Here is a 19,226-nt window from a genome sequence, read left to right on the forward strand (position 1 = left end):
GACACTCGCACGCTCACCATCCTCACGTACTGCCTGGGCGCCGGGACGGCTGACTACGAGCGCGATGTCCACGCCCTCGCCCGGCTCGATGCGAGCCTGGCGGCCAAGCCCGGTCTGCCAGTTCCTGCGCGGCCGCGGCCTGCTCGTGGGGGATCCCGAGCTCCACCGGAACGCGGATCTGGTGTGGATCAAAACCGAAGGTCGATGAAGCAATCGACACCGCGCTGCTGTCCAACCCCGCCGTCAGCGCTAGCTGCAACTACACCAGTAGGCACGTTGGCCACTGTCGTGAGCAACTTCTCCAGGCGTCCACACACAGCTACACGACCGCCTTCTGGGCTGCCGCCCCGTCCCCAGTCACGGCTGCCCTGGCGACGTTTCCTGGTCTGGCTCTGTACGTGAGTCGGGGGTCTAGGACCAGCCGGCCGGAACCCACCACGCCGAAAGCCCACCGAGTTCGCTCGCGAGAAACACATGATGGCCGTCCGCAGCCGGTGCGGTGGCCAGCGCTCGGATCGGACCCGTCGCGCACAACACGGTGGACCTGCCGTCGTGCTCCCAGATCCGTACGTGATCGGAGTCGCCCGCAGTGACGAATCGCCCGTCGGATAGGGCGACGGCAGTGACGTCCCGGCCGTGGTGACCAAGGTGCGTCGGGTGCCGGAACGGTTCGGTGAGGTCCCAGAGGTAGAGGTCTCCAGGGCCGACGCCCACCGTGAGCAGGGTGGTCTCGGCCAGGGCCAGCATGATTTTGACCTTCCGACCGAGCCTGCCCAGTTCGAACGGACCGTCTATTGCGGTGAGATCCCACAGCAGCAGTTGACCATGGTCGCCGGACGCCGTGATGACGTGACGAGCGGAAACCGGAAGCAGATGATCGACCGGTTCGATGAGCCCGGCGACGACCGCAGGGTCCGATCCCGGGAGATCAGGGTCCCACACCGCCAGCCCCAGCCGCCTGCCCGCGGTTACGATGTATCCGGTCGGCAGGACCGCGAGTGGAACGGCCTGTGTCCCCACGAACCCGAGGGATCGCGAGGGCTCTTCCGGGCTCGAGGGATCCCAGATCAGCAACTCTTCCAGCGCTCCGCCTTTGGTCACGGACTGGGTGACGACGCGTCCATCGGGCAGCACCGCGAGGGAGTCGACGTGGCCGCCTGTGCTGCCCAACTTGGTCGGTTGCTGGCCGCCATCGGCCGGGTCCCAGACCAGCAGGTCGCCTTCCCAGCGGGACGCGCTGACCAGGCGTTCGCCTGGCAGGGTGGCGAGCCTGTCGATGGGTTCGTGGTAGGCGGGGCCATGCCGGTAGTGGTAGCGGAAGGTGGTATCCCACCCCAGCAGTCGGCCCCCATCGCGGCCGGCGGTGATCAGGCGGTTGTGGGATACCGCCGACAGCTGGCGGACGGCCTCGCCATGGAATCCGAATGGGATTGGCTCGCGATTGTCCCGCATCGCATCCCAGTTGATCTCCTGGCCACGAGGGCCCGGTGAAGATCCCATCGTACTGAGCCACCAGACGAGCAGTCGGCCTTCAGGGCCGGATGCCGTTACGAGTTCGCGCGGAGTCATCGCGGCCGTTGTGTGCACGATGTCCTTGTGGTCGCCCTGCCTGCTCAGCTCGAACGGCGTCGTGCCAGGCTCGAGCGGCTCCCACAGCAGGACTTGTCCCTCACGTTTGCCAACGGTCGCCAGGATTCCGTCCGTCAACAGGGCCATGCCGATCACCCGCTCGCCGTGCGAGCCGAGGCGAACCGGCCGCTCGTCGAGCTGGCTGGCGTGTGGCTCCCAGATGTCCAGGCGGCCTTCGGGTCCGGACGCCGTCAGCACTCGGCCGCCGGGCAGGCCGATCACCGCGTCCACAGAGTCATTGTGGCGGCGGAGCTGCATCGGGTCCTTCGCTGGTGCGGTGAGGTCCCACACCAGCAACGGCCCAGCCACCCGGGTGGCGCTCACCAACCGTCCGTCCGGGAGCACCACAAGGTGGGCCACCGAGCCCGCACGTGCCGTGAACTCGGAGTCCGGGGCGCCTTTGGAGACCTGGCTCCAGAGGAACATCCGACCGGAGGCAGTTGTGGCGACGATCACGTTCTCCGGCGTGCTGGTCATCGCGGTGACGCCTAGGCCATGCTCGCCGAGCTCCCGCGGCCGGGAGCCGGGCAGCGTCGGATCCCACAGCAGCAGCCTGCCGCGGGCGCCGCCCGCCGTCGCGATCTGGCCGTTCGACAACACGGTCAGGGCGGACACCCCGCCCGGGTGGATGCCGAGCTCGTATGCCAGCGCGGGGTTGGTGCGGTGGGCCCACCGCGGGAACGGCACCTTCTGATCGAGGTCGCTCAGGCGCTCCCGGCCGTACCGTTCGGTCACCAAGTCGCCGTCAAGCTGGGCTTGCAGGATTAACTGTCCGACGGCGTAGCCAGGTCGCTCGATGGGAAGCGGAGGGCGAAGATTGTGCGCTTGCGCCACGATCCGCTTGTCCGTGATCGAGCTACCCACCTCCGTGACGAGCCTGGCATTGCGCATGTGAGGGAGCACAGCGTCGACGCCGATGCTGCGAACGGCGGTGTCCTGCCAGCCGATGTCCGTGACGAGGACGTGAAACCGCTCCCGGTCAAGGGCGGCCAGCACGGTGGGGTACGAGTCCAGGAGGTAGCGAGGGGTCGTGCCCGTCGGCCAGCCCTGAGCTTGCCATTCCTGCGCCCATTGATGGATCCGGGCTTCGAACTCCAGCTCACTGGTGTCCTCGCCGTTCGCGCAGTAGTCGAGGAGGGCAGCATGGGCGAACTGGTACCTGCGCTGCCCTTCCGCGCCTACTGGCTGCAGGCTGCGGGCCGCGCGTTCCGTAGCGAACCGCCGGATGGTTCGCGGACGTTGGCCGGTGAGAGCAGTCAGGTCGTCGACGGCAAGCGGCCCGGACGCGGCGGCCAGGAGACCAAGCACCTCGACAGCCAGGTCGGCCTGCGGATCGTTGCCCCGGAGGAGCTCCTCGATTTCCTGTCTGGCCCGCTGCTCCACTGCCCGTGCCTCTGAGCTCTGCCGCAGGGGCGTGGGGGTGACACCTCGCAGTGGGTGGTCGACCGGTAGATCGGTCGGCAGGTCGGGGTGTGGCCGGCTGGTCACCAGCACGTGCGCGGCTCCGCCCGCAAGCGTAGGCAGGAGAGCGGCCACGCTCGGCGACCCCGGCGGCTGCAGGTCCTCGTCGAGCGCGTCGACGACCAGTAGGAGGTGGCGGTTGTGCTGGGCAGCCCACGCCGTCGCACGTTCCCAGAGCGCCCGGAACCCATGCAGGTCGGGATCTGGTGGGTCGTCGTCGAGCAGGTACGCGAGCTGCGGAACGACGGCGGCGAGGAAGTGGTTGCTGTCGGCGTCGGCTTCCCGCCGGGACAGGAAGTACGCCACCACGCGGACCTGCGGCGGCATCGCGCCCAGCACGACCTCCGCTGCCAGCGAGGTCTTGCCGGCCCACGCACCGCCGACCATCCAGCGATAGCTCTGGTCGCTGACGGCGAAGGCCGCGACGTCGGCGAGCTCGCGCTCCCGGTTCAGCAGCAGAGAAGTACGCGCGTGGATCTCGCGCAGCGTCGAGGTGTAGGCGGGGCGCTGCCGTTCGCCGCTGGGCGCGGGCATGAGTACCAGCCCGGCCGCGCACTCCACGCCGAGCTTTGGCCACCAGAGCTCGGCGTTGCTCAACCGTTCGAGGTGCGTAAGCGGCGTGACGGTGAGCGCCGATGCCCCTTCGCAGGGGGCGTGCTCGGTAACGACGCCGACGAGGTACTCGCCCGCCCAGACGGGTGCGCCCGACATGCCGGACCACTCCGTCTGGGCCAACGACTGCCCGTGCTGCGGCAACGGCCGAGGGGACGCGGTGACGTGCAGCGTGAGCAATTCGCTGACCAGGTTCGCCAGCACGGAGATGTGCCCGCTGACGCCCACGGTGTCCCTGACCGTGGAGCCCTGCGTAGTACGTTCTTTGAAAGCCGGGTAGCCGACGGTGTGGCAGCGATCGATGACCTCGGGTACGCCACTGCCACGGTCCACCGCAGCAACCAAGAGCGCTGGGAAGCCTGTGTCCTCGTCGAGCTCGACCAGCGCGAGGTCGACGGACTCCGGATCGCCGACATAGGCGGGATCCACGCGAGCTTCGCGCTGGCGCTTGTCGCGTCCCCGTACCCAGACCGTGTCGGCCCCCACCACGGCATGCGCCGCGGTGAGCACGGTTCGCCCGGACATGACACAGCCGGATCCGTACCGGTATCTCGGCGAGGCGCTCGGACCGAAGTCGCTGACGACCTCGACCACCCGGTCTGCCAGGGCCACCACGACGGGACTAGCCCTTCACCTGGTCTCCGGCCGAGACCACCTTAACCCGGTTGCCGGCTTGGTCGACGGGCGCGTCGAACACCACGGTGATCGCCTGCAGGCTTTCCTTCTGCCACCCGGCGCCAACGCCCAACTCGGCGTTGACGAACGGAATCTTGAAGCCCGCCTTGCCGTCCGCCGAGCGCGTGGCGGCTACCTTCAGCTCGATCGTGATGCTCTGGATCGGGAACTGGATGTCCTGGTGACTCGGATCGCGCTGAGCGGCAAGTAGCTCGGCACGTAACGTCTGGATGGCCTCGGTGAGTCCAATCCCCGGTATCCCCTGGTCCTCGCCGGCCATCCAGCCCTCCACTCGACATCCACTGCTGTCCAGGACCAGTGTCGCAGGCCCGGTCGGCGGCGCGCCCCTATTCGGCTCCCGCCATGCTCGGCTGATCGACGACTTCACCGACTCGACGGCGAAACACTGAGCGTGATGGCAGGACGATCATGGTGTACCCCCCCTCCCCCACACACACGAGCCGGTGGCCGACCAGCCACGCTGCTAGGACACTGGCCGTGGAACGTCTGCCTCACGCTCGATTCGCTCCAGTGAGTGAGCAGGCTGACCAGCCAGTCTCAGATTCGTGGCCGGTTGGCCACCGAGTGGCCATCTACCGTGAGATTCGGCCACGGAGTCCGAGACCCAACAAATGTCTGTAGGGTCTCGCCGCTCGTGTCCTAGGCCGAGGATGTGACCTGCGGCTTCTCGTGAAGTCTCACGCCGTGTCCAGCAGTTCAGTCCCAGGACCGTGTCCAAATCCTCGGCATGCTCGCCCAGCGCGATCCGTTGACGCGTAAATACCGGCTAGCGTGGGCAAAGCCGCAGGTAGCTGGCCAGCTGACCTCCGCCTCCTGCGTTGCCGCCCTCGCGATGCGGTGTTGATCAAAAGCCACGGGGTGTTCGGCACGCACATTTGCCTGCCCCGCGGCGGGCGGCGGAGCCGCCCCGGGTCGCCGACCTCGCGACTAAGTGGTCGGCTCCGGAAATCCTTCGGGGGTTGACTCTGGGGGCAATGAGGCGCGGCATATTGCCGATCCACGCCGTCGACCGACGCCCAGTTGAGCTGCCGTCGACCCCGCTAAGACTTGTCCCGTAACTGCTGGTCAGGGATGAGATGATCTTGTCGTGGCTGGTGTGATCACGGCGTCGGAGCCGTCCTGGATAGCCCCGTTCACCGGGCTGAGTCCGCGTCAGTTCGGGAAGCTGATCACCGCGTTGCGACGCGAGGGGGCAGATCCGGTGCGCAAGGGCCGGCCGTGGAGCCTGCCGCTGGAAGACCGGGTGCTGCTGGTCGCCGCGTACTGGCGGACGAACCTGACGCTGCGCCAACTGGCGCCGCTGTTCGGGGTGTCGAAGTCGGCCGCCGACCGCATCATCGACCACCTCGGACCCGCGCTCGCCCTCCAGCAACGCAGGCGGTTCCGCAAGGACGCCGTGCTGATTGTGGACGGCACCCTGGTTCCCACCCGCGATCACCAGGTCGCCGAGCAGTCGAAGAACTACCGCTACTCGACCAACCACCAGGTCGTCATCGACGCCGACACCAGGCTCGTCGTCGCCGTCGGCCGCCCGTTGCCCGGCAACCGCAACGACTGCAAGGCATGGGAACTGTCCGGCGCGAAGGACGCCGTCGGCAAGACAACGGTCATCGCGGACGGCGGCTACCGCGGCACCGGCCTGGTCATCCCGCACCGACGTGAACCGGGCCAGGCCCAACTCCCTGAATGGAAAGAGGAACACAACACCTCCCATCGCAAAGTACGTGCACGCGTCGAGCATGCCTTCGCCCGCATGAAGACCTGGAAAATCCTCCGCGACTGCCGCCTCAAAGGGGCCGGTGTCCACCACGCCATGCTCGGCATCGCCCGCCTGCACAACCTCGCACTCGCCGGGTGACGGAGAAACGGCAGGGCATCCAGCACATCAAAGATCATTTACGGGACAACGCTTAGGCTCGCGTGCGGATCTCGTCCGTGACCAAGAGGAGTGTCATGCGTTACGGCTACATCGGTTCGATGAAAGTCAAACCCGGTCACCGAGCGGAGGTGGTCGCAGTACTGGTCGCCGGCGCGGACGGTTTACGCGAAGCGGGATGTGATCTCTATGTCGTGACCGAATCGGCCACCGATGAAGACACCGTGTGGGTGAGCGAGGTGTGGCAGAGCAAGGAGCATCACGATGCATCGTTGCAGTTGCCCGAGGCTAAGGATGCCATCGGCAAGGTCATGCCGCTGCTGACGGGTGAACTCACCCGTCAGGAGACGCACGTCGTGGGCGGTCTCGGTATCTAACCGCAGATGCGTGCCGTCAGTCAGGGGTTGACCCGCTGCTTGGCTGATGCCGGAAAGGCGTGCTCAGGATGCCCTGCGGGCCGGGGACTAACTGATCGTTTCAGAATGAGTTGAGCGGCAGGACTTGTGCTGGACGATCTTGCTCGGCAGGGTGTCCGGGTGCGTACTGATCTTGTTCCGGACGATCTGTGGGAGCAGGTGGCACCGCTACTGCCGGCTGCTCCCGAGCGGCGCCACCGTTTCCCGGGGCGGCTGCGTGTTCCGGACCGGACGGCACTTGCCGCCGTCTTGTACGTGCTGCGGACCGGTGTCGCCTGGCGCGATGTTCCTGCGGAGACTGTGGGTTGCTCCGGCGTGACGGCTTGGCGCCGACTGAGGGACTGGACCGAGGCCGGCGTGTGGCCGCGTCTACACGCCGTACTGCTGGCCGAGTTGCGCCGCGCCGACCTGCTGGACCTAGACGACTGCGCTGTGGACGGGTCACACGTCCGGGCGCTCAAAGGGGGGACCACGTCGGCCCCTCGCCCGTCGACCGCGCCCGTCCTGGCTCCAAGCACCACTTGATCGTCGACCGCCACGGCATCGCGCTCGCCGGCGGCAACCGCCACGACGTCACCCAACTCCTGCCGCTACTCGATGCGGTCCCAGCGATCCGCGGCTTGCGGGGACGCCGTCGCCGCAAGCCGCGGCGCCTGTACGCCGACCGGGGCTACGACTTCGACAAGTACCGCCGACTGCTGTGGAAGCGCGGCATCAAGCCGCTGATCGCCCGACGCGGCGTCGGTCACGGTTCGGGCTCGGCAAGGTGCGTTGGGTGGTGGAGCGCGCCTTCGCCTGGCTGCACCAGTTCAAGCGACTTCGGATCCGCTATGAACGACGCGCCGACCTACACCAGGGCCTGCTCGAACTGGCCTGCAGCCTCATCTGCCTCCGTCGCCTGCGCACCGCACAATGAAGCGATCAGTCAGAACAGGATGATCGGGTTGGTGAGTGCGGCGACGGTCCCGTCGGGGTGGCGGACCTCGATGCGGACGAACGCCGAGTCCTCGGCCGTCGTGTACCACTGCACCAGACCTGCTCCATCAGCCGGAACGACCGCGCGGTGGACCTTCTCTCGATCGGTGTGGAAACTGACAGTCGCCGCTGGCACGCCCTGTACCGCTGCGCGGACCTCTACTTGCCCACCATGTGTTGCGAGTCGCTCTCCCACTCCGGCGATGCGGCCCTCCAAATGGGCCGTGAACGACACCTCCACGGCTGCCGACTCGGCGATCCAGCTCCGGCCAGAGCGGATCCCCGCCAGGATCGCCTCCGTGCTCAACTCTTCAGCGAAGACCACCGTGTGGGGGATGCCGATCTGCCCCTCCAAGTGCGTGTCGCTGTTGCCCATCACCGGCCGCCACGAATCCGCCTGAATGTCGGCTGCGAGCCTCCGCCCCCATTCGGCCAGCGCAACCTCGTTGTCAGCCTGCCAGGGCTGGTCAGAAGTCCATGACCCGTTCCATACCTCCACCACGTCGAAGCCCTGGAAGGGGTACATGAAGTCGCCCGATGCATAGGGCGCATGCGGGTGCGCCACTACGCATAGGCCCCTCACCCGATGGACCTGGTCCAGACACTGATCGATCAGTCCGTCTCCGACCCCGTAGTTCCAGTCGACGGACTGGCCGGGACGAAGGCCGAGCGCGAGCCAGTGCCCGGTCTTCGTGGTCACTTCCTGGCCGAGAACAATCAAGAAGTCATCGGCGGCCAGATGCCCCCATGCACCTGGTTCCGCAGCGGCTTTGTGCTCTGTCGTCGCGATGAAGTCGAGCCCGGCAGCGCGGGCTCGGAGCGCCAACTCTTCCGGAGTGAGTTCCCCTCCGTCCGAGCGCACGGAGTGGATATGGCTGTCGCCGCGGTACCAGGTCGCCCCACGTCCGACCGCCCGCACCGACGGGAAGCTCAAGCTCGACAAGGTTCTTCCCCCGCATAGACCTGTCGAGGCAACGTGCAAGAAGAGCAACCGGTTCCGTGGCATCAACGAGATCTACGTCGCCGAGAAGTCGAGATCACGATCTCATTCTGAAACGATCAGTTAGAGGCCGTAAAGAATCAACACGCCGGTTTGGTGTCTGTCGTGAGGGTCGCGCAGTGTGTAGTGGCGTGGACGAGGAGTCCTGCCAGGGTGTTGAGGTGTGCTGCTGGGGGCCGGGGTGTGTGCGCGTGTTGGTCCATCAGTTGCCGGATTTCACTGGTGGCGTGGCGGATGGTGTCCTTGCTGACGGCGAAGAGGTGGGCCAGCGCGGTGGGCAGCAGGCCGAGATTTTGTTGCAGCACGGTGGCCAGGACCCGGTCGGCCAGGTCGAGTTTGGCTTTGCGGCCGCCGCCCGGGGCCCGGCGTCGCTCGCCGCCGTCGCGTCGGGTGGCGGAGTCCTGTTTTTGTAGCGTCTGCCAGTCGGCGGTCAGGGCCCTGGTCAGCTCGGTCAGTGCGGTGCGGGGCATGCCGGTCAGCGCGGGATGTGACAGAGCACCGCGGTCGAAGACCGCCGCCGGCCCGGTGGGGCCTGCCTCCGGGCCGGCGGGGCGGGGATGGACGGTGTAGTTCCATTCGCCGTGGAAGGCATGGCCGGTGATCGGCACCGCGTTCAGCTCGGCGTCGCTGACCTTCACCCCGGTGGGATAGGCGCCGGTGTCGAGTTCGGCATGGACGGTGAGGCCGGTGCGGGTGGTGGTCGCGGCGATGGACTGCACGACGACCTCGTGGCTGTTCAGCGGTCTGCCGCGCCAGTTCATGGTGATGGCGGAGAACAGCCGGTGTTCCACCTTGTTCCACTTCGATGTGCCCGGCGGCATGTGGCAGACCGTGACGGCCAGGCCGGACTCGGCGGCGAACCGGGCGAGTTCGGTCTTGAAGGCCCGGGTGCGGTAGCCGTTGGAGCCGCCGGCATCGGCGGTGATCAGCAGACGGGTGGCCTGCGGGTAGTCGAGGCGTCCTTGCCCGTTCCACCAGCGGCGGGTCGATTCGACCGCGAAGGTGGCGGTGTCGTGATCCGTACCGACGTTCACCCAGCCGGTGTCCGCGGCCAGGTCGTAGATGCCGTAGGGCAGGGCCTTGCCCAGCGCATCACCGGGGAAGTCATGGACGTCGACCCGTACGGGTTCACCGGCCGGCCGCCATTGGCGTCCCGCGTTCTTGAACTCCCCGACGGCTTCCTTCTTCTTCGTGTCCACGCTGACCACCGGCTCTTCGTCCGACTGATGGTTTTTGGCCTGGTCGTTGATGTACCGGAACTGCGCATCCCGGTCGGGGTGCTGAGCGCCTTCAAGCGTCTTGGCATTGGCCTGCAGGCTGAACCCGTTCTCCCGCAGCAGCCTGCCCACGGTCGGCGCCGACGCGGCGTGGCCCTGCCGCGTCAGTTCCCCGGCCAGGGACCGCAGCGACTTGGTCGTCCACCGCAGCGGCGACATCGGATCGCCCCGTTCATCCGGCTCGACCAGGGCCAGCAACGCCGGAACGAGCAGCAGATCAAGCTCCTCGGCGTTCTTGCGACCGCCGCCGTCCCGGCGGACCCGGCCATCGGGCAGGGGATCCTCGCCGTCCTCCAGTTCGAAGACGCCCTTGCGTACCGTCGTCTCGCTCACCCCTGCGGCACGCCCGACGGCCCGGACTCCGCCGTGCCCCAGCAGCCGGGCCTCGGCGGCCAGCGCCAGCCGCTGCTGCCGCTCATTCAGATGGGGTAACAACACCCCGAATCTCAGGGCAAGTTGGTCACGGACCTCGCTCGGTATGCGCATATCACACCAACGACAGGGAGACCGTCAAGCAACGTGTTGATTCTTTACGGCCTCTTAGCGCCCGGTTCGACATGCCCTCGCGAGCGTCACGCCGCAGCGCGGCATACAACTCGACCTTCGACTGACCAGGCGGCATCGGCGGTGCTCCTTCACTGAGCACATTCACCTTGCCACCGCAACCCCGCGAGTGACACTACTTCTCACGAACAACTTCCCAGCTAACCAGCCGGTGACATCCACTCAGACGGATGTCCTCTGTCATCCAATCGAGCCCCTTGACAGGGATTCCGGCCCGGAGACGTTCTGCGTCAGCGAATCTGGCCCGAGGGCCGGGTTCTGGGGGTGGCTGTGGCGACGGAGGCAGTGTTCTTCGGTTCAGAGACCGAACCGCGCTTCGAGGTGGCCTTCGTCGACGGCACGGGGAAACGCCAGCGTCGTTCGCTGCGGTCGTGTGTGACCGAGAGGTTCGAGGACGTACAGCCGGTGCGCCCATTTCGCTGGTCGCGCGGGGATCGCCACTTTTCCGGCTGGTACTGGGCGGTGACGGTGGATCGACATGTGGGCTACGAGTCGTGGCTGGAGCGGGATCGGCTGATCCTGTTGGACTTCGACCCGCTGGTGACGGGCATGGCGTCGCAGCCGTTCTGGCTGCACTGGCACGACGGGGAACGCGAACGTCGGCATGCGCCGGACTACTTCGTACGCCGTCAGGACGGGTCTGCGCTGGTCGTCGACGTCCGGGCGGATGAGCGGATCGAGCCCAAGGACGCGGCAGCCTTTGAAGTGACTCGCGGGGCTTGTGCCCGGGCTGGCTGGGAGTTCGAACGGGTGGGGACTCCAGCACCGGTGCTGATGGCTAATGTCCGCTGGCTGTCTCGATACCGGCACTCGCGGTGCTTCCGCGAGGACATCGCCACGGCTCTGCGGAGCATGTTCGCCTTGCCTTGCCCGCTCTTGGAGGGAGCCCGGCTCGTCGGCGAGACCTTGGTGACGTTGCCGGTCTTGTTCCACCTGCTCTGGCGGCACGAACTGGCCGCTGATCTGTCCGGACATCTGCTGGGGCCGGCCACCCAGGTCCGATCCGGACCGGCGGTCGGCCGATGAGTGGGACACGACGGGTCCCGCCGACGGCACGGCTGGAGGAGTTTCCGCCGGTGGCAGTCGAACGGGCCCGATGGTGGGAGAGGCACATCCTGGAAGTGCTCAACGGGTTGCCCCCAGATGCCCCGAGAGGTGCGGCGCCCAGGTCGGAGTTCGATCCGCGGCGGCACAGCCTGACTCAGCGCGAGGCCACGAAGGCGGCCCAGTTGAGTGCTGACGGGCATCCGGTGGCCGCGAGCACGGTCAAGCATCTGCGTCAGCGTTATCAGCGTGACGGCCTGGTCGGTCTGGTCGATGGCCGCTCAGCGAAGCAGATGTCGCAGTTCGGACGGGCAGAGCCAGCCGTGGTTGACGCGATGCGGCAAGCGATCGCCGAAGCGGTGGATGCCTCGTCCCGCACGATCGGGTTCATCGTCTGGCGGACCGGGCAGATCCTCGCGACCAGCGATCCACCGGTCGATCTGCCGTCCCAGCGCACGCTTTACCGACTCTTCGCCAAGCTCGCGACCGGCACGCACACCGCCGGTTCGGCCCGCACCCGGCGCTCGTTGGACCGCCAGCCGCCGGGACTGTTCGGTGAGCTACCGGCCTGCGCGCCCGGCGAACTGGTGCAGATCGACTCCACCCCGCTGGACGTCCTGGTCCGCCTGGACGACGGCATTGCGGAGAAAGTCGAGCTCACCGCGATGGTCGACATCGCCACCCGGACCGTGACCGCCGCGGTCCTGCGGCCGACCACCAAAGCGGCCGACGCCTCGGTGCTGCTGGCCCGCAGCATCACCCCGGAGCCGATGCGTCCCGGCTGGTCGGAAGCCTTGAGCATGGCCCGCTCGGTGCTGCCGCACCAACGTCTCCTTGCCCTGGACGAGCGGCTCGATCATGCGGCAGCCCGGCCGGTGATCCTTCCCGAGACGATCGTCTGCGACCACGGAAAGGTCTTCATCTCGCAGAACTTCCGGGCTTCCTGCCGCTTCCTGGGCATCAATCTGCAACCCGCGCACAAGGCAACCCCCACCGACAAGGGGACCATCGAGCGCACGCTGGGATCGGTGGCCACACTGTTCGCCCAGTTCACCGCCGGTTACACCGGCTCGACCACCGACCGCCGCGGACGCCAACTTGAGCTGGGGCCGCTGTGGTCCCTTCCCGAACTACAGGACCTGCTGGACGAGTGGATCGTGGCCGTCTGGCAGAACCGACCGCACGACGGACTGCGCGACCCTGATGCGCCGAAGCGGGCTTTCACACCGAATGAGAAGTACGCGGCCTTGATCGAATCGGCGGGCTATGTTCCCGTCCCGCTCGGCGGGGCGGACTACATCGAGCTGCTGCCCGCCCGCTGGCAGGCCGTCAACGCCTACGGGATCAGAATCAATCACCGCACCTACGACAGTGACGAGTTGGGACCATTGCGGCGCCAGCACTCCGGCGTCACGGAGAAGAAGGGCTTGTGGGAGGTCCACTACGACCCCTACGACATCTCCCGCATCTGGGTACGCAATCGCCGAACCGGGAAATGGATCACCGCCTTCTGGAAGCACCTGCACCGGGTCGGTGCCCCCTTCGGCGAGATGGCCTGGGACCACGCCCGCCGTCAGCTTCCCGACGGCACGGAAGAGGAGATCGCCGACGCCACCGCGGCCTTGCTGGAACGGGCTCACCGCGGCCCGGCCCAGACGTCCGACCGCGCCAAGAAGCGATCGCGTCGCGATCTGCGGGTCGCCGCCCGCACAAAGGCCACGACCTCCAAGAAGCGCCCCGACGAACTGCCACCGCCGGAGGCGGATCAGCAGCCGACAGACGACGAGCCGCTGGCAGAGGTGATTCCGCTGGGCCTGTTCGACCCCCTCGAAGATCCCTGGAGACGCCGGTGACCACATCCGAACCGAGGCCCCAAAACCCGGTGGTGGAGGCCATCGACGATGAAAGCGGCCGCCATCTGACCACCGTCGACGGGTGGAGACGCTTCATCGCCCTCGCCCCAACCCCACCGGATCTACTGGGTTCCTCGGCCCGCCGACACCTCTCGAAGACCGAAGAGGACAGTTACGACGCGGCCCGCCTGGAACATCATGCCCGGCTGCTGGTGGTCGCGACCTCCACCGTCCGTCACACCGTGACCTGCGGCCGCCGACTCGTCCTGCTCAACCGGCATGCAATCAGCGCCCGCCGGGGCCTGATCGTCTCCGGCCCAGCCGGCACCGGGAAGACCATCTCCATCACTCAGCTCGGACGTTCCCACGAACTCACCGACCGGGCCCGCCATCCACACTCCACCGACCGGATCCCGGTCGTCTACATCACCGTCCCACCCGCCGCCACCGCCCGCATGGTCGCCGCCGAGTTCGGCCGCTTCCTCGGCCTGCCCGTCCGGAACCGACTGAACATCACCGACATCATCGAAGCCGTCGTGGGCGTCCTCACCGACACCCGATGCGGTCTGATCCTGGTCGACGAACTCCACAACATCTCACTGGCGAGCCGCAGCGGAGCCGAAGTCGCCGACACTCTCAAGTACTTCTCCGAACGCATCCCGGCGACCTTCGTCTATGCAGGCATCGACATCGAGCACAGCGACTTGCTGTCCGGCACCCGCGGGGCCCAGATCGCCGGACGCTTCACGCTCATCACCACCGAGCCGTTTCCCTACGGCCCGGAATGGCAGGGGCTCGTCGCCACCTTGGAACAGACACTCCTCCTGCACGACCACAAGCCGGGCACCCTCACCGGCCTGGATCGCTACCTGCACCACCGAACCGGCGGCATGATCGGAGCACTCTCCCATCAGATCCGCGGAGCTGCGATCGATGCCATCCTCACCGGCACCGAAGAGATCACGAAGCAGAGTCTCGAAGCCATCCCGCTCGACCACACCGCCGAGACCAGTCGTCCTCGCACCACGTCCGGCAACCGGCGATGAACGGCACGTCCGACGCCCCCGCTGAGCGCCTGGCCCGGCTCCCGGTCCAGGTCCGTCCACAGTTCGGTGAAACCGCCGACTCCTACATCCGCCGCCTGGCCCGCGCCAACCATCTCAAGCCCAGCTATCTGCACGGCTTCTTGACCGGCACCCGGAACTGGTTCGGCAGCCCCCGACTTGAACGACTCGCAGCCCTTGCCGACCGTTCACCCGAGGTGCTGGAACGGGTCCTTTCTGATGCTCAACCTCCGCGCCGACGTCGCAAGTCGAACCCGCCACGGAAGCCGAAGCGCACGACAAAGACCGAGCTCTACCAGCGCATTCGCCGCGACGCAGAAGCCGAGGGCCTGTCGGGGAGAGCACTGGTCAGACGGCATCACGTCACCTGGCGAACCGTCCGCGCTGCCCTGAACAGCCCAGAACCCCGGCCCCGCAAGCCGCTGCCTCGTCGCTCCACGGTCATCGACCCCGTCCAACACATCATCGATCCCATGATCGAAGCAGGCCGAACCTCCATGGAGATCTGGGTGAGCCTCATGGATGAGCACGACATCTCGATCTCCTACGGCCGGATCAGGGCATACATCCACGACAACGCGGCGCCACGACTGCCAATCAATCAGGCCCGACCAGGTCATTGACCTGCACCGGGCCGACTTCGATGTCAGCGGACAACGGACAACTGACAACCCACAAACACCGTCAGAGCCATCCTTGCGAAAACCAATTGGTGCCCGGCTTGCTCCGCTGATGGACTGACGTCCTACCGTGAGTCTGCCGCGTGACGGAGGTAGTGGTTGTGACAGGCTATGACGTGCTTGCCGAGGTGTACGAATGGCTCATCTCGGATGCAAAGTTGCCTCCAGCCGAGTTCGCTGCGTCGTTCGACGACGTTATCAATCTCCTGCCGTCGAACGCTCACGTCCTCGACTGTTCGTGCGGAACCGGACAGTTGGCGGTTGGCCTCGCCGGTCGTGGCATGCAGGTTGTCGCAACTGACGCCAGCGAGGCGATGGTTCGTCGGACTGCAGAGCTGTCTGAGGAGTTCGGGGCATCCGTCCGGGCCGTACGGGCGAACTGGGAAGAGTTGCCCGACCATTTCCAGGACAACACGTTCGACATGGTGTTCTGCGTTGGCAACTCGCTTCACCATGCCGCGGGCGCGACAGGCAGGGGTGCAGCTCTGGAGTCGATGTCACGGCTTCTGCGCCCCGGCGGGCGCTTGGTACTCACATCTCGCACTTGGGAACTCGTGAGGGCCAGAGGTTCCCGGCTGGAGATCAGTGACCGACTCGTCCGCCGGAACGGTCGCGATGCCGTCGTGGTCTACCGCTGGGAGATTGCGCCGCATTGGGAGGAGGAGCACCACATCGAGATTGCGATCGCGCAAGTTGATGCGACCGGGTTGGTTCTTGTCCGCTCGGAACTGCTGTCCTGCTGGCCCTACCGGTACGAGGAACTCGAAGTCGAGCTGCACCGGGTCGGACTCCAAACGGAACTGAGCACGTTCGATCTTGAGGCCGAGAACTACATGGTGGTCGCGAGCAAGGTATAAACACCGGACTCTCAGTCCCTGGCCGGACCGCGCGGTTGCTCGCAGGACGCTTGCGCCCTCTCATCGGTGCGGGTTCAAGTGGTCAACGCAACGCCTCGGACGAGGAGTGCTCATCGATCAGACGGCGGTAGATCCGGGGTGACGGTGTGGCGCTGTTTCCTGGTCGCGTCCAGATCAATGAGCAGGATCTCGTCGATCAGCAGCGTGAACGGATCCAGCTTCGACGGCCGCGCCGAAGCGGTTGTCGAGCGAGGCGGTCGCGGGCCGGGAGGCGTAGCCGACGAGGATCCAGTCGACCGTCGCCGTGTACCACTCCTCCTCGCCGATCCTGTGACCGGAAACCTCGTGGACCCGCCGCAGGAAGGTTTTGGGTGCGCTGAGCCAGGCGTTCCACCGAACCGGGCCGTAGGCACTGGCGGAGCCGAGGCCGGCCAGGAAGCCGTTGGCCTCGGTGCCCACCCAGGACCCCGTCTTGGCGATGAGGAGGTCCTTGACCGCGGACTCCAGGGGACTGCGCGTTTCCTCCCTCGTCAGCAGGCCGACCAGGACGTCCTCAATGTGTTTCTCGTCGATCTCCAGAGGAGTCGTGAACTCCCCGACGGCGGCATCGAAGGAGGTCAGGAGCACGAGCCGGTCTTCGAGACCTTCGAGGTCCTCGCCCATCGGGGACGGGAATGAGTTCTCGTCCCCGAAGTCGCGCGTGTTCGCGCTGACGAAGTGGACAGTTTCGCCCGGGTTCTTCGTCAGGTAGTCGATCACGGAGAGCCAGATCGCCGCGTCCCTCGCGCCGCCCTTGGCCTTAGCGTCTGCGCCCTTGGCAGGCTTCTCGCAGTGGGCCTCCCGCAGGAGTGCTTGGCGGGCCACATCGCCGGAGGTCTCGATGATCTCGAACAGGTCCCCGTACTTCTTCCGCCAGTAGCCCCGTGCCTCCTCGGTGTCGAACGCGCGCGGCTCCGCTTCCCGCCGCCACGGGGTGACCCGGTTCAGGGCTCGATCGCGGAAACCGCCTCCTGGTGGGCCTCGGCCTGCCGGATCACTTTCTGCGCGACCAGTTCCTCCCGGACCATCCAGGGGATGGCGACCTTGTGCCGGCCGGACCTCTTCAGCGCGCGCAGCAGGTCGAACTTGGGGGCGTCCGAACTGAGTCCGAACAGTGCGTTCGAGTCGAAAATGATCACGCACGTCTCCTCGACAAGGGTGTCGCCAAAGCATCCCAGAGCAAGGCGCCCCACCTCCTGCGATTTCAGGGGAGCACGTATCCTCGCTCGGCCGGGAAGGGAGGAAGCGCTGGTCTGGCGGGCTGGCTGGTCACTCCAGACTGTCCTGCACGTAGTCCCGCAGGACAGGGAGTTTTCCCTGACGGGCTCGCGGTACGGAGGAGGGTCAGGGGCGGCCGAGGGCGCGGACGGTCCAGCCGGCTTCGCGCCAGGTGTCGGCGTCGAGGGTGCCGCGGCCGTCGATGACCTTCGGGGACGCGGCGCGGGACGCGAGGCGCTGCGGGTCGACATGGGAGAACTGCGGCCACTCGGTGAGGTGCAGGAGCAGGTCTGCGTCCTGGACGGCGGCGATCGGGTCGTCGCTGTAGTCGAGTTCGGGGTGCTGCTTGCGGGCGTTGTCGAGGGCCTGGGGGTCGGTGACGGTGACGGCGGCGCCGAGTTCGTGGAGTTTCTGGGCGACGGCGAGGGCGGGCGAGTCGCGGATGTCGTCGGTGTTCGGCTTGAACGCGGCGCCCCAGACGGTGATGCGCTTGCCCGCGAGGTTGCCGTCGAGCTGCTGGCGGGCGAGGTCGACCATGCGTTCGCGGCGACGGTTGTTGATCGCGTCGACCTCGCGGAGGATCGTCAGGGCGTGGCCGGCGCCGAGTTCGCCGGCGCGGGCCATGAACCCGCGGATGTCCTTGGGGAGGCAGCCGCCGCCGAAGCCGAGGCCTGGCCGCATGCCGCGGCGTCCGATCCGTGCGTCGTGGCCGAGGATGTCGGCGAGCTGGGTGACGTCGGCGCCGGATGCTTCGCAGACCTCGGCGATGGCGTTGATGAAGGAGATCTTCGTGGCGAGGAAGGCGTTCGCGGACGCCTTGGCGAGTTCGGCGGTGGCCCAGTCGGTGACGATCGTCGGCGTCCCCGCCTCGATGATCTTCTCGAAGCACTGCCGCAGCACCGTCTCGGCCCAGGACTGCTCGGTGTCGAAGCCGAGGACGAGGCGGTCGGGGCGGAGGGTGTCCTCGACGGCGAACGACTCACGCAGGAACTCCGGATTCCAGGCCACCTCGACCGCCTCGCCGGCCGGCGCGAACTCGTGGAGGAGGCCTCGGACACGGGGCGCGGTGCCGACTGGGACGGTCGACTTGACCGCGATGACGGCCGGGTGTGTGAGGCGTGGTGCGAGCTGGCGGACGGCGCTGAACAGGTGGGTGAGGTCATAGGCGTGCTGTCCGGGCTTCTGCGGTGTGCCGACCCCGATGAAGTGCAGGTCGGCGAAGGCGGCGGCCTCGGCGTAGGAAGCGGTGAACGTGAGGCGGCCGCTGGCGGTGTGCTTGGCGAGGAGGTCGTCGAGGCCGCGTTCGAAGAACGGGGCCTTGCCGGAGTTCAGGACGGCGACCTTGTCCATGTCGCTGTCCATGCCGAGGACTTCGTGGCCGAGTTCGGCCATACAGGCCGCGTGGGTGGCGCCGAGGTAACCGCAGCCGACGACGGTGAGCTTCATGACGGTGTTCCTTTGCGAGGTGGGGGCCGCCGACGACCCCCACCTCTGCCCCGCTCACAAGGGCGGGGTTCTCAGGCGGGCCGGGCGGCCAGGTAACGGTGGATCCCGTCCCGGATGAACGCCGGGATCGTGAGGATGCCGAGGTGTTCGGAGGCGAAGAACTGGAGCTTGACGCCCTCCGCGAGGGGCAGCACGGTCTCGTCGCCGTTCCAGAAGGCGGCGAAGAACGTGATCAGCTGCCCGGAGCCGTGCTCGTCGCGGATCTCGAAGAGCTCGGTCAGGCCGTCGACGGTTAGGCCGGCTTCCTCGTTGAGCTCGCGGACGATCGTCTCGCGCGGTTCCTCGCCTGGGTCGCAGCCGCCGCCCAGCACGCTCCAGTGATCCGGCCAGGCGATGTGTGGCAGGTCGTCGCGGAGGTGGAGGAGGAGTTCGCCGCGGCGGTTGGCGATGATCGCGACCGCTCCGCGGGCGGCGGCGGTCGGGCTCTCGGCGGTGGTGTTCTGGTGCATCCGGACACCG

15 protein-coding genes and 1 pseudogene are annotated in these 19,226 nt (G+C 67.1%); 8 read left to right on the plus strand and 8 right to left on the minus strand.

Going from position 1 to position 19,226, the window contains the following annotated elements; all coding sequences use genetic code 11:
* Window positions 1–411: 411 nt before the first annotated feature.
* On the minus strand, window positions 412–4,314 hold the full coding sequence (locus tag OH768_RS00455; RefSeq protein ID WP_406448827.1) for a trypsin-like peptidase domain-containing protein: 3,903 nt from the start codon (window positions 4,312–4,314) through the stop codon (window positions 412–414).
* Between the two features lie 10 nt (window positions 4,315–4,324).
* Window positions 4,325–4,657 (minus strand): trypco2 family protein, encoded by a 333-nt coding sequence (locus OH768_RS00460; RefSeq protein WP_406448829.1) that lies wholly within the window; start codon window positions 4,655–4,657, stop codon window positions 4,325–4,327.
* An 828-nt stretch (window positions 4,658–5,485) separates the two neighbouring features.
* Here OH768_RS00460 and OH768_RS00465 point away from each other — a divergent pair.
* The 3 genes and pseudogenes from OH768_RS00465 (at window position 5,486) to OH768_RS00475 (ending at window position 7,606) form a co-directional block, all read left to right on the plus strand.
* A complete protein-coding gene (locus tag OH768_RS00465; RefSeq protein ID WP_406448831.1) occupies window positions 5,486–6,256 on the plus strand; it encodes a transposase in 771 nt (256 codons plus the stop codon).
* 95 nt (window positions 6,257–6,351) lie between these two features.
* On the plus strand, window positions 6,352–6,651 hold the full coding sequence (locus tag OH768_RS00470) for a putative quinol monooxygenase (RefSeq protein WP_406448833.1): 300 nt from the start codon (window positions 6,352–6,354) through the stop codon (window positions 6,649–6,651).
* Window positions 6,652–6,810: 159 nt separating this feature from the next.
* Window positions 6,811–7,606 (plus strand): annotated as a pseudogene (locus tag OH768_RS00475) (IS5 family transposase).
* Between the two features lie 9 nt (window positions 7,607–7,615).
* Here the strand turns inward: OH768_RS00475 and OH768_RS00480 are convergent.
* Both OH768_RS00480 and OH768_RS00485 read right to left on the minus strand, forming a co-directional pair.
* On the minus strand, window positions 7,616–8,599 hold the full coding sequence (locus OH768_RS00480; protein ID WP_406448835.1) for a CehA/McbA family metallohydrolase: 984 nt from the start codon (window positions 8,597–8,599) through the stop codon (window positions 7,616–7,618).
* A 146-nt stretch (window positions 8,600–8,745) separates the two neighbouring features.
* Complete coding sequence (locus OH768_RS00485; RefSeq protein WP_406448837.1) at window positions 8,746–10,428, minus strand: ISAzo13 family transposase; 1,683 nt, start codon at window positions 10,426–10,428, stop codon at window positions 8,746–8,748.
* Between the two features lie 342 nt (window positions 10,429–10,770).
* Between OH768_RS00485 and OH768_RS00490 the strand changes: the two genes are divergently transcribed.
* The 5 genes from OH768_RS00490 to OH768_RS00510 all read left to right on the plus strand — a co-directional run bounded on the left by OH768_RS00490 (window position 10,771) and on the right by OH768_RS00510 (window position 16,004).
* Entirely contained in the window at window positions 10,771–11,532 is a 762-nt protein-coding gene (locus OH768_RS00490) for a TnsA-like heteromeric transposase endonuclease subunit (protein WP_406448839.1), read from the plus strand.
* Complete coding sequence (locus OH768_RS00495) at window positions 11,529–13,403, plus strand: Mu transposase C-terminal domain-containing protein (protein ID WP_406448841.1); 1,875 nt, start codon at window positions 11,529–11,531, stop codon at window positions 13,401–13,403. The genes OH768_RS00490 and OH768_RS00495 overlap by 4 nt, the downstream gene beginning before the upstream one ends.
* Entirely contained in the window at window positions 13,400–14,449 is a 1,050-nt protein-coding gene (locus OH768_RS00500; protein ID WP_406448843.1) for a TniB family NTP-binding protein, read from the plus strand. Before OH768_RS00495 ends, OH768_RS00500 begins: the two co-directional genes overlap by 4 nt.
* The gene (locus OH768_RS00505; RefSeq protein ID WP_406448845.1) at window positions 14,446–15,090 is read left to right on the plus strand and encodes a hypothetical protein; all 645 of its coding nucleotides are present in this window, start codon (window positions 14,446–14,448) and stop codon (window positions 15,088–15,090) included. Before OH768_RS00500 ends, OH768_RS00505 begins: the two co-directional genes overlap by 4 nt.
* 158 nt (window positions 15,091–15,248) lie before the next feature.
* Window positions 15,249–16,004 carry a class I SAM-dependent methyltransferase gene (locus tag OH768_RS00510; protein ID WP_406465082.1) on the plus strand — a complete coding sequence of 252 codons (756 nt, stop codon included), beginning with the start codon at window positions 15,249–15,251 and terminating at the stop codon, window positions 16,002–16,004.
* 174 nt (window positions 16,005–16,178) lie between these two features.
* Here OH768_RS00510 and OH768_RS00515 read toward each other — a convergent pair whose 3' ends face one another.
* The 4 genes from OH768_RS00515 to OH768_RS00530 form a co-directional block, all read right to left on the minus strand.
* Window positions 16,179–17,075, minus strand: a complete 897-nt coding sequence (locus OH768_RS00515) for a PIN domain-containing protein (protein WP_406465083.1) — start codon at window positions 17,073–17,075, stop codon at window positions 16,179–16,181.
* Window positions 16,988–17,182 (minus strand): hypothetical protein, encoded by a 195-nt coding sequence (locus OH768_RS00520; protein ID WP_406465823.1) that lies wholly within the window; start codon window positions 17,180–17,182, stop codon window positions 16,988–16,990. The genes OH768_RS00515 and OH768_RS00520 overlap by 88 nt, the downstream gene beginning before the upstream one ends.
* 205 nt (window positions 17,183–17,387) lie before the next feature.
* Window positions 17,388–18,707, minus strand: a complete 1,320-nt coding sequence (locus OH768_RS00525) for a UDP-glucose dehydrogenase family protein (RefSeq protein ID WP_406448847.1) — start codon at window positions 18,705–18,707, stop codon at window positions 17,388–17,390.
* Between the two features lie 71 nt (window positions 18,708–18,778).
* Window positions 18,779–19,216 carry an NUDIX domain-containing protein gene (locus tag OH768_RS00530; RefSeq protein WP_406448849.1) on the minus strand — a complete coding sequence of 146 codons (438 nt, stop codon included), beginning with the start codon at window positions 19,214–19,216 and terminating at the stop codon, window positions 18,779–18,781.
* Window positions 19,217–19,226 lie beyond the last annotated feature (10 nt).

Source organism: Streptomyces sp. NBC_01622, assembly GCF_045209635.1.
Lineage (GTDB): Bacteria > Actinomycetota > Actinomycetes > Streptomycetales > Streptomycetaceae > Streptomyces.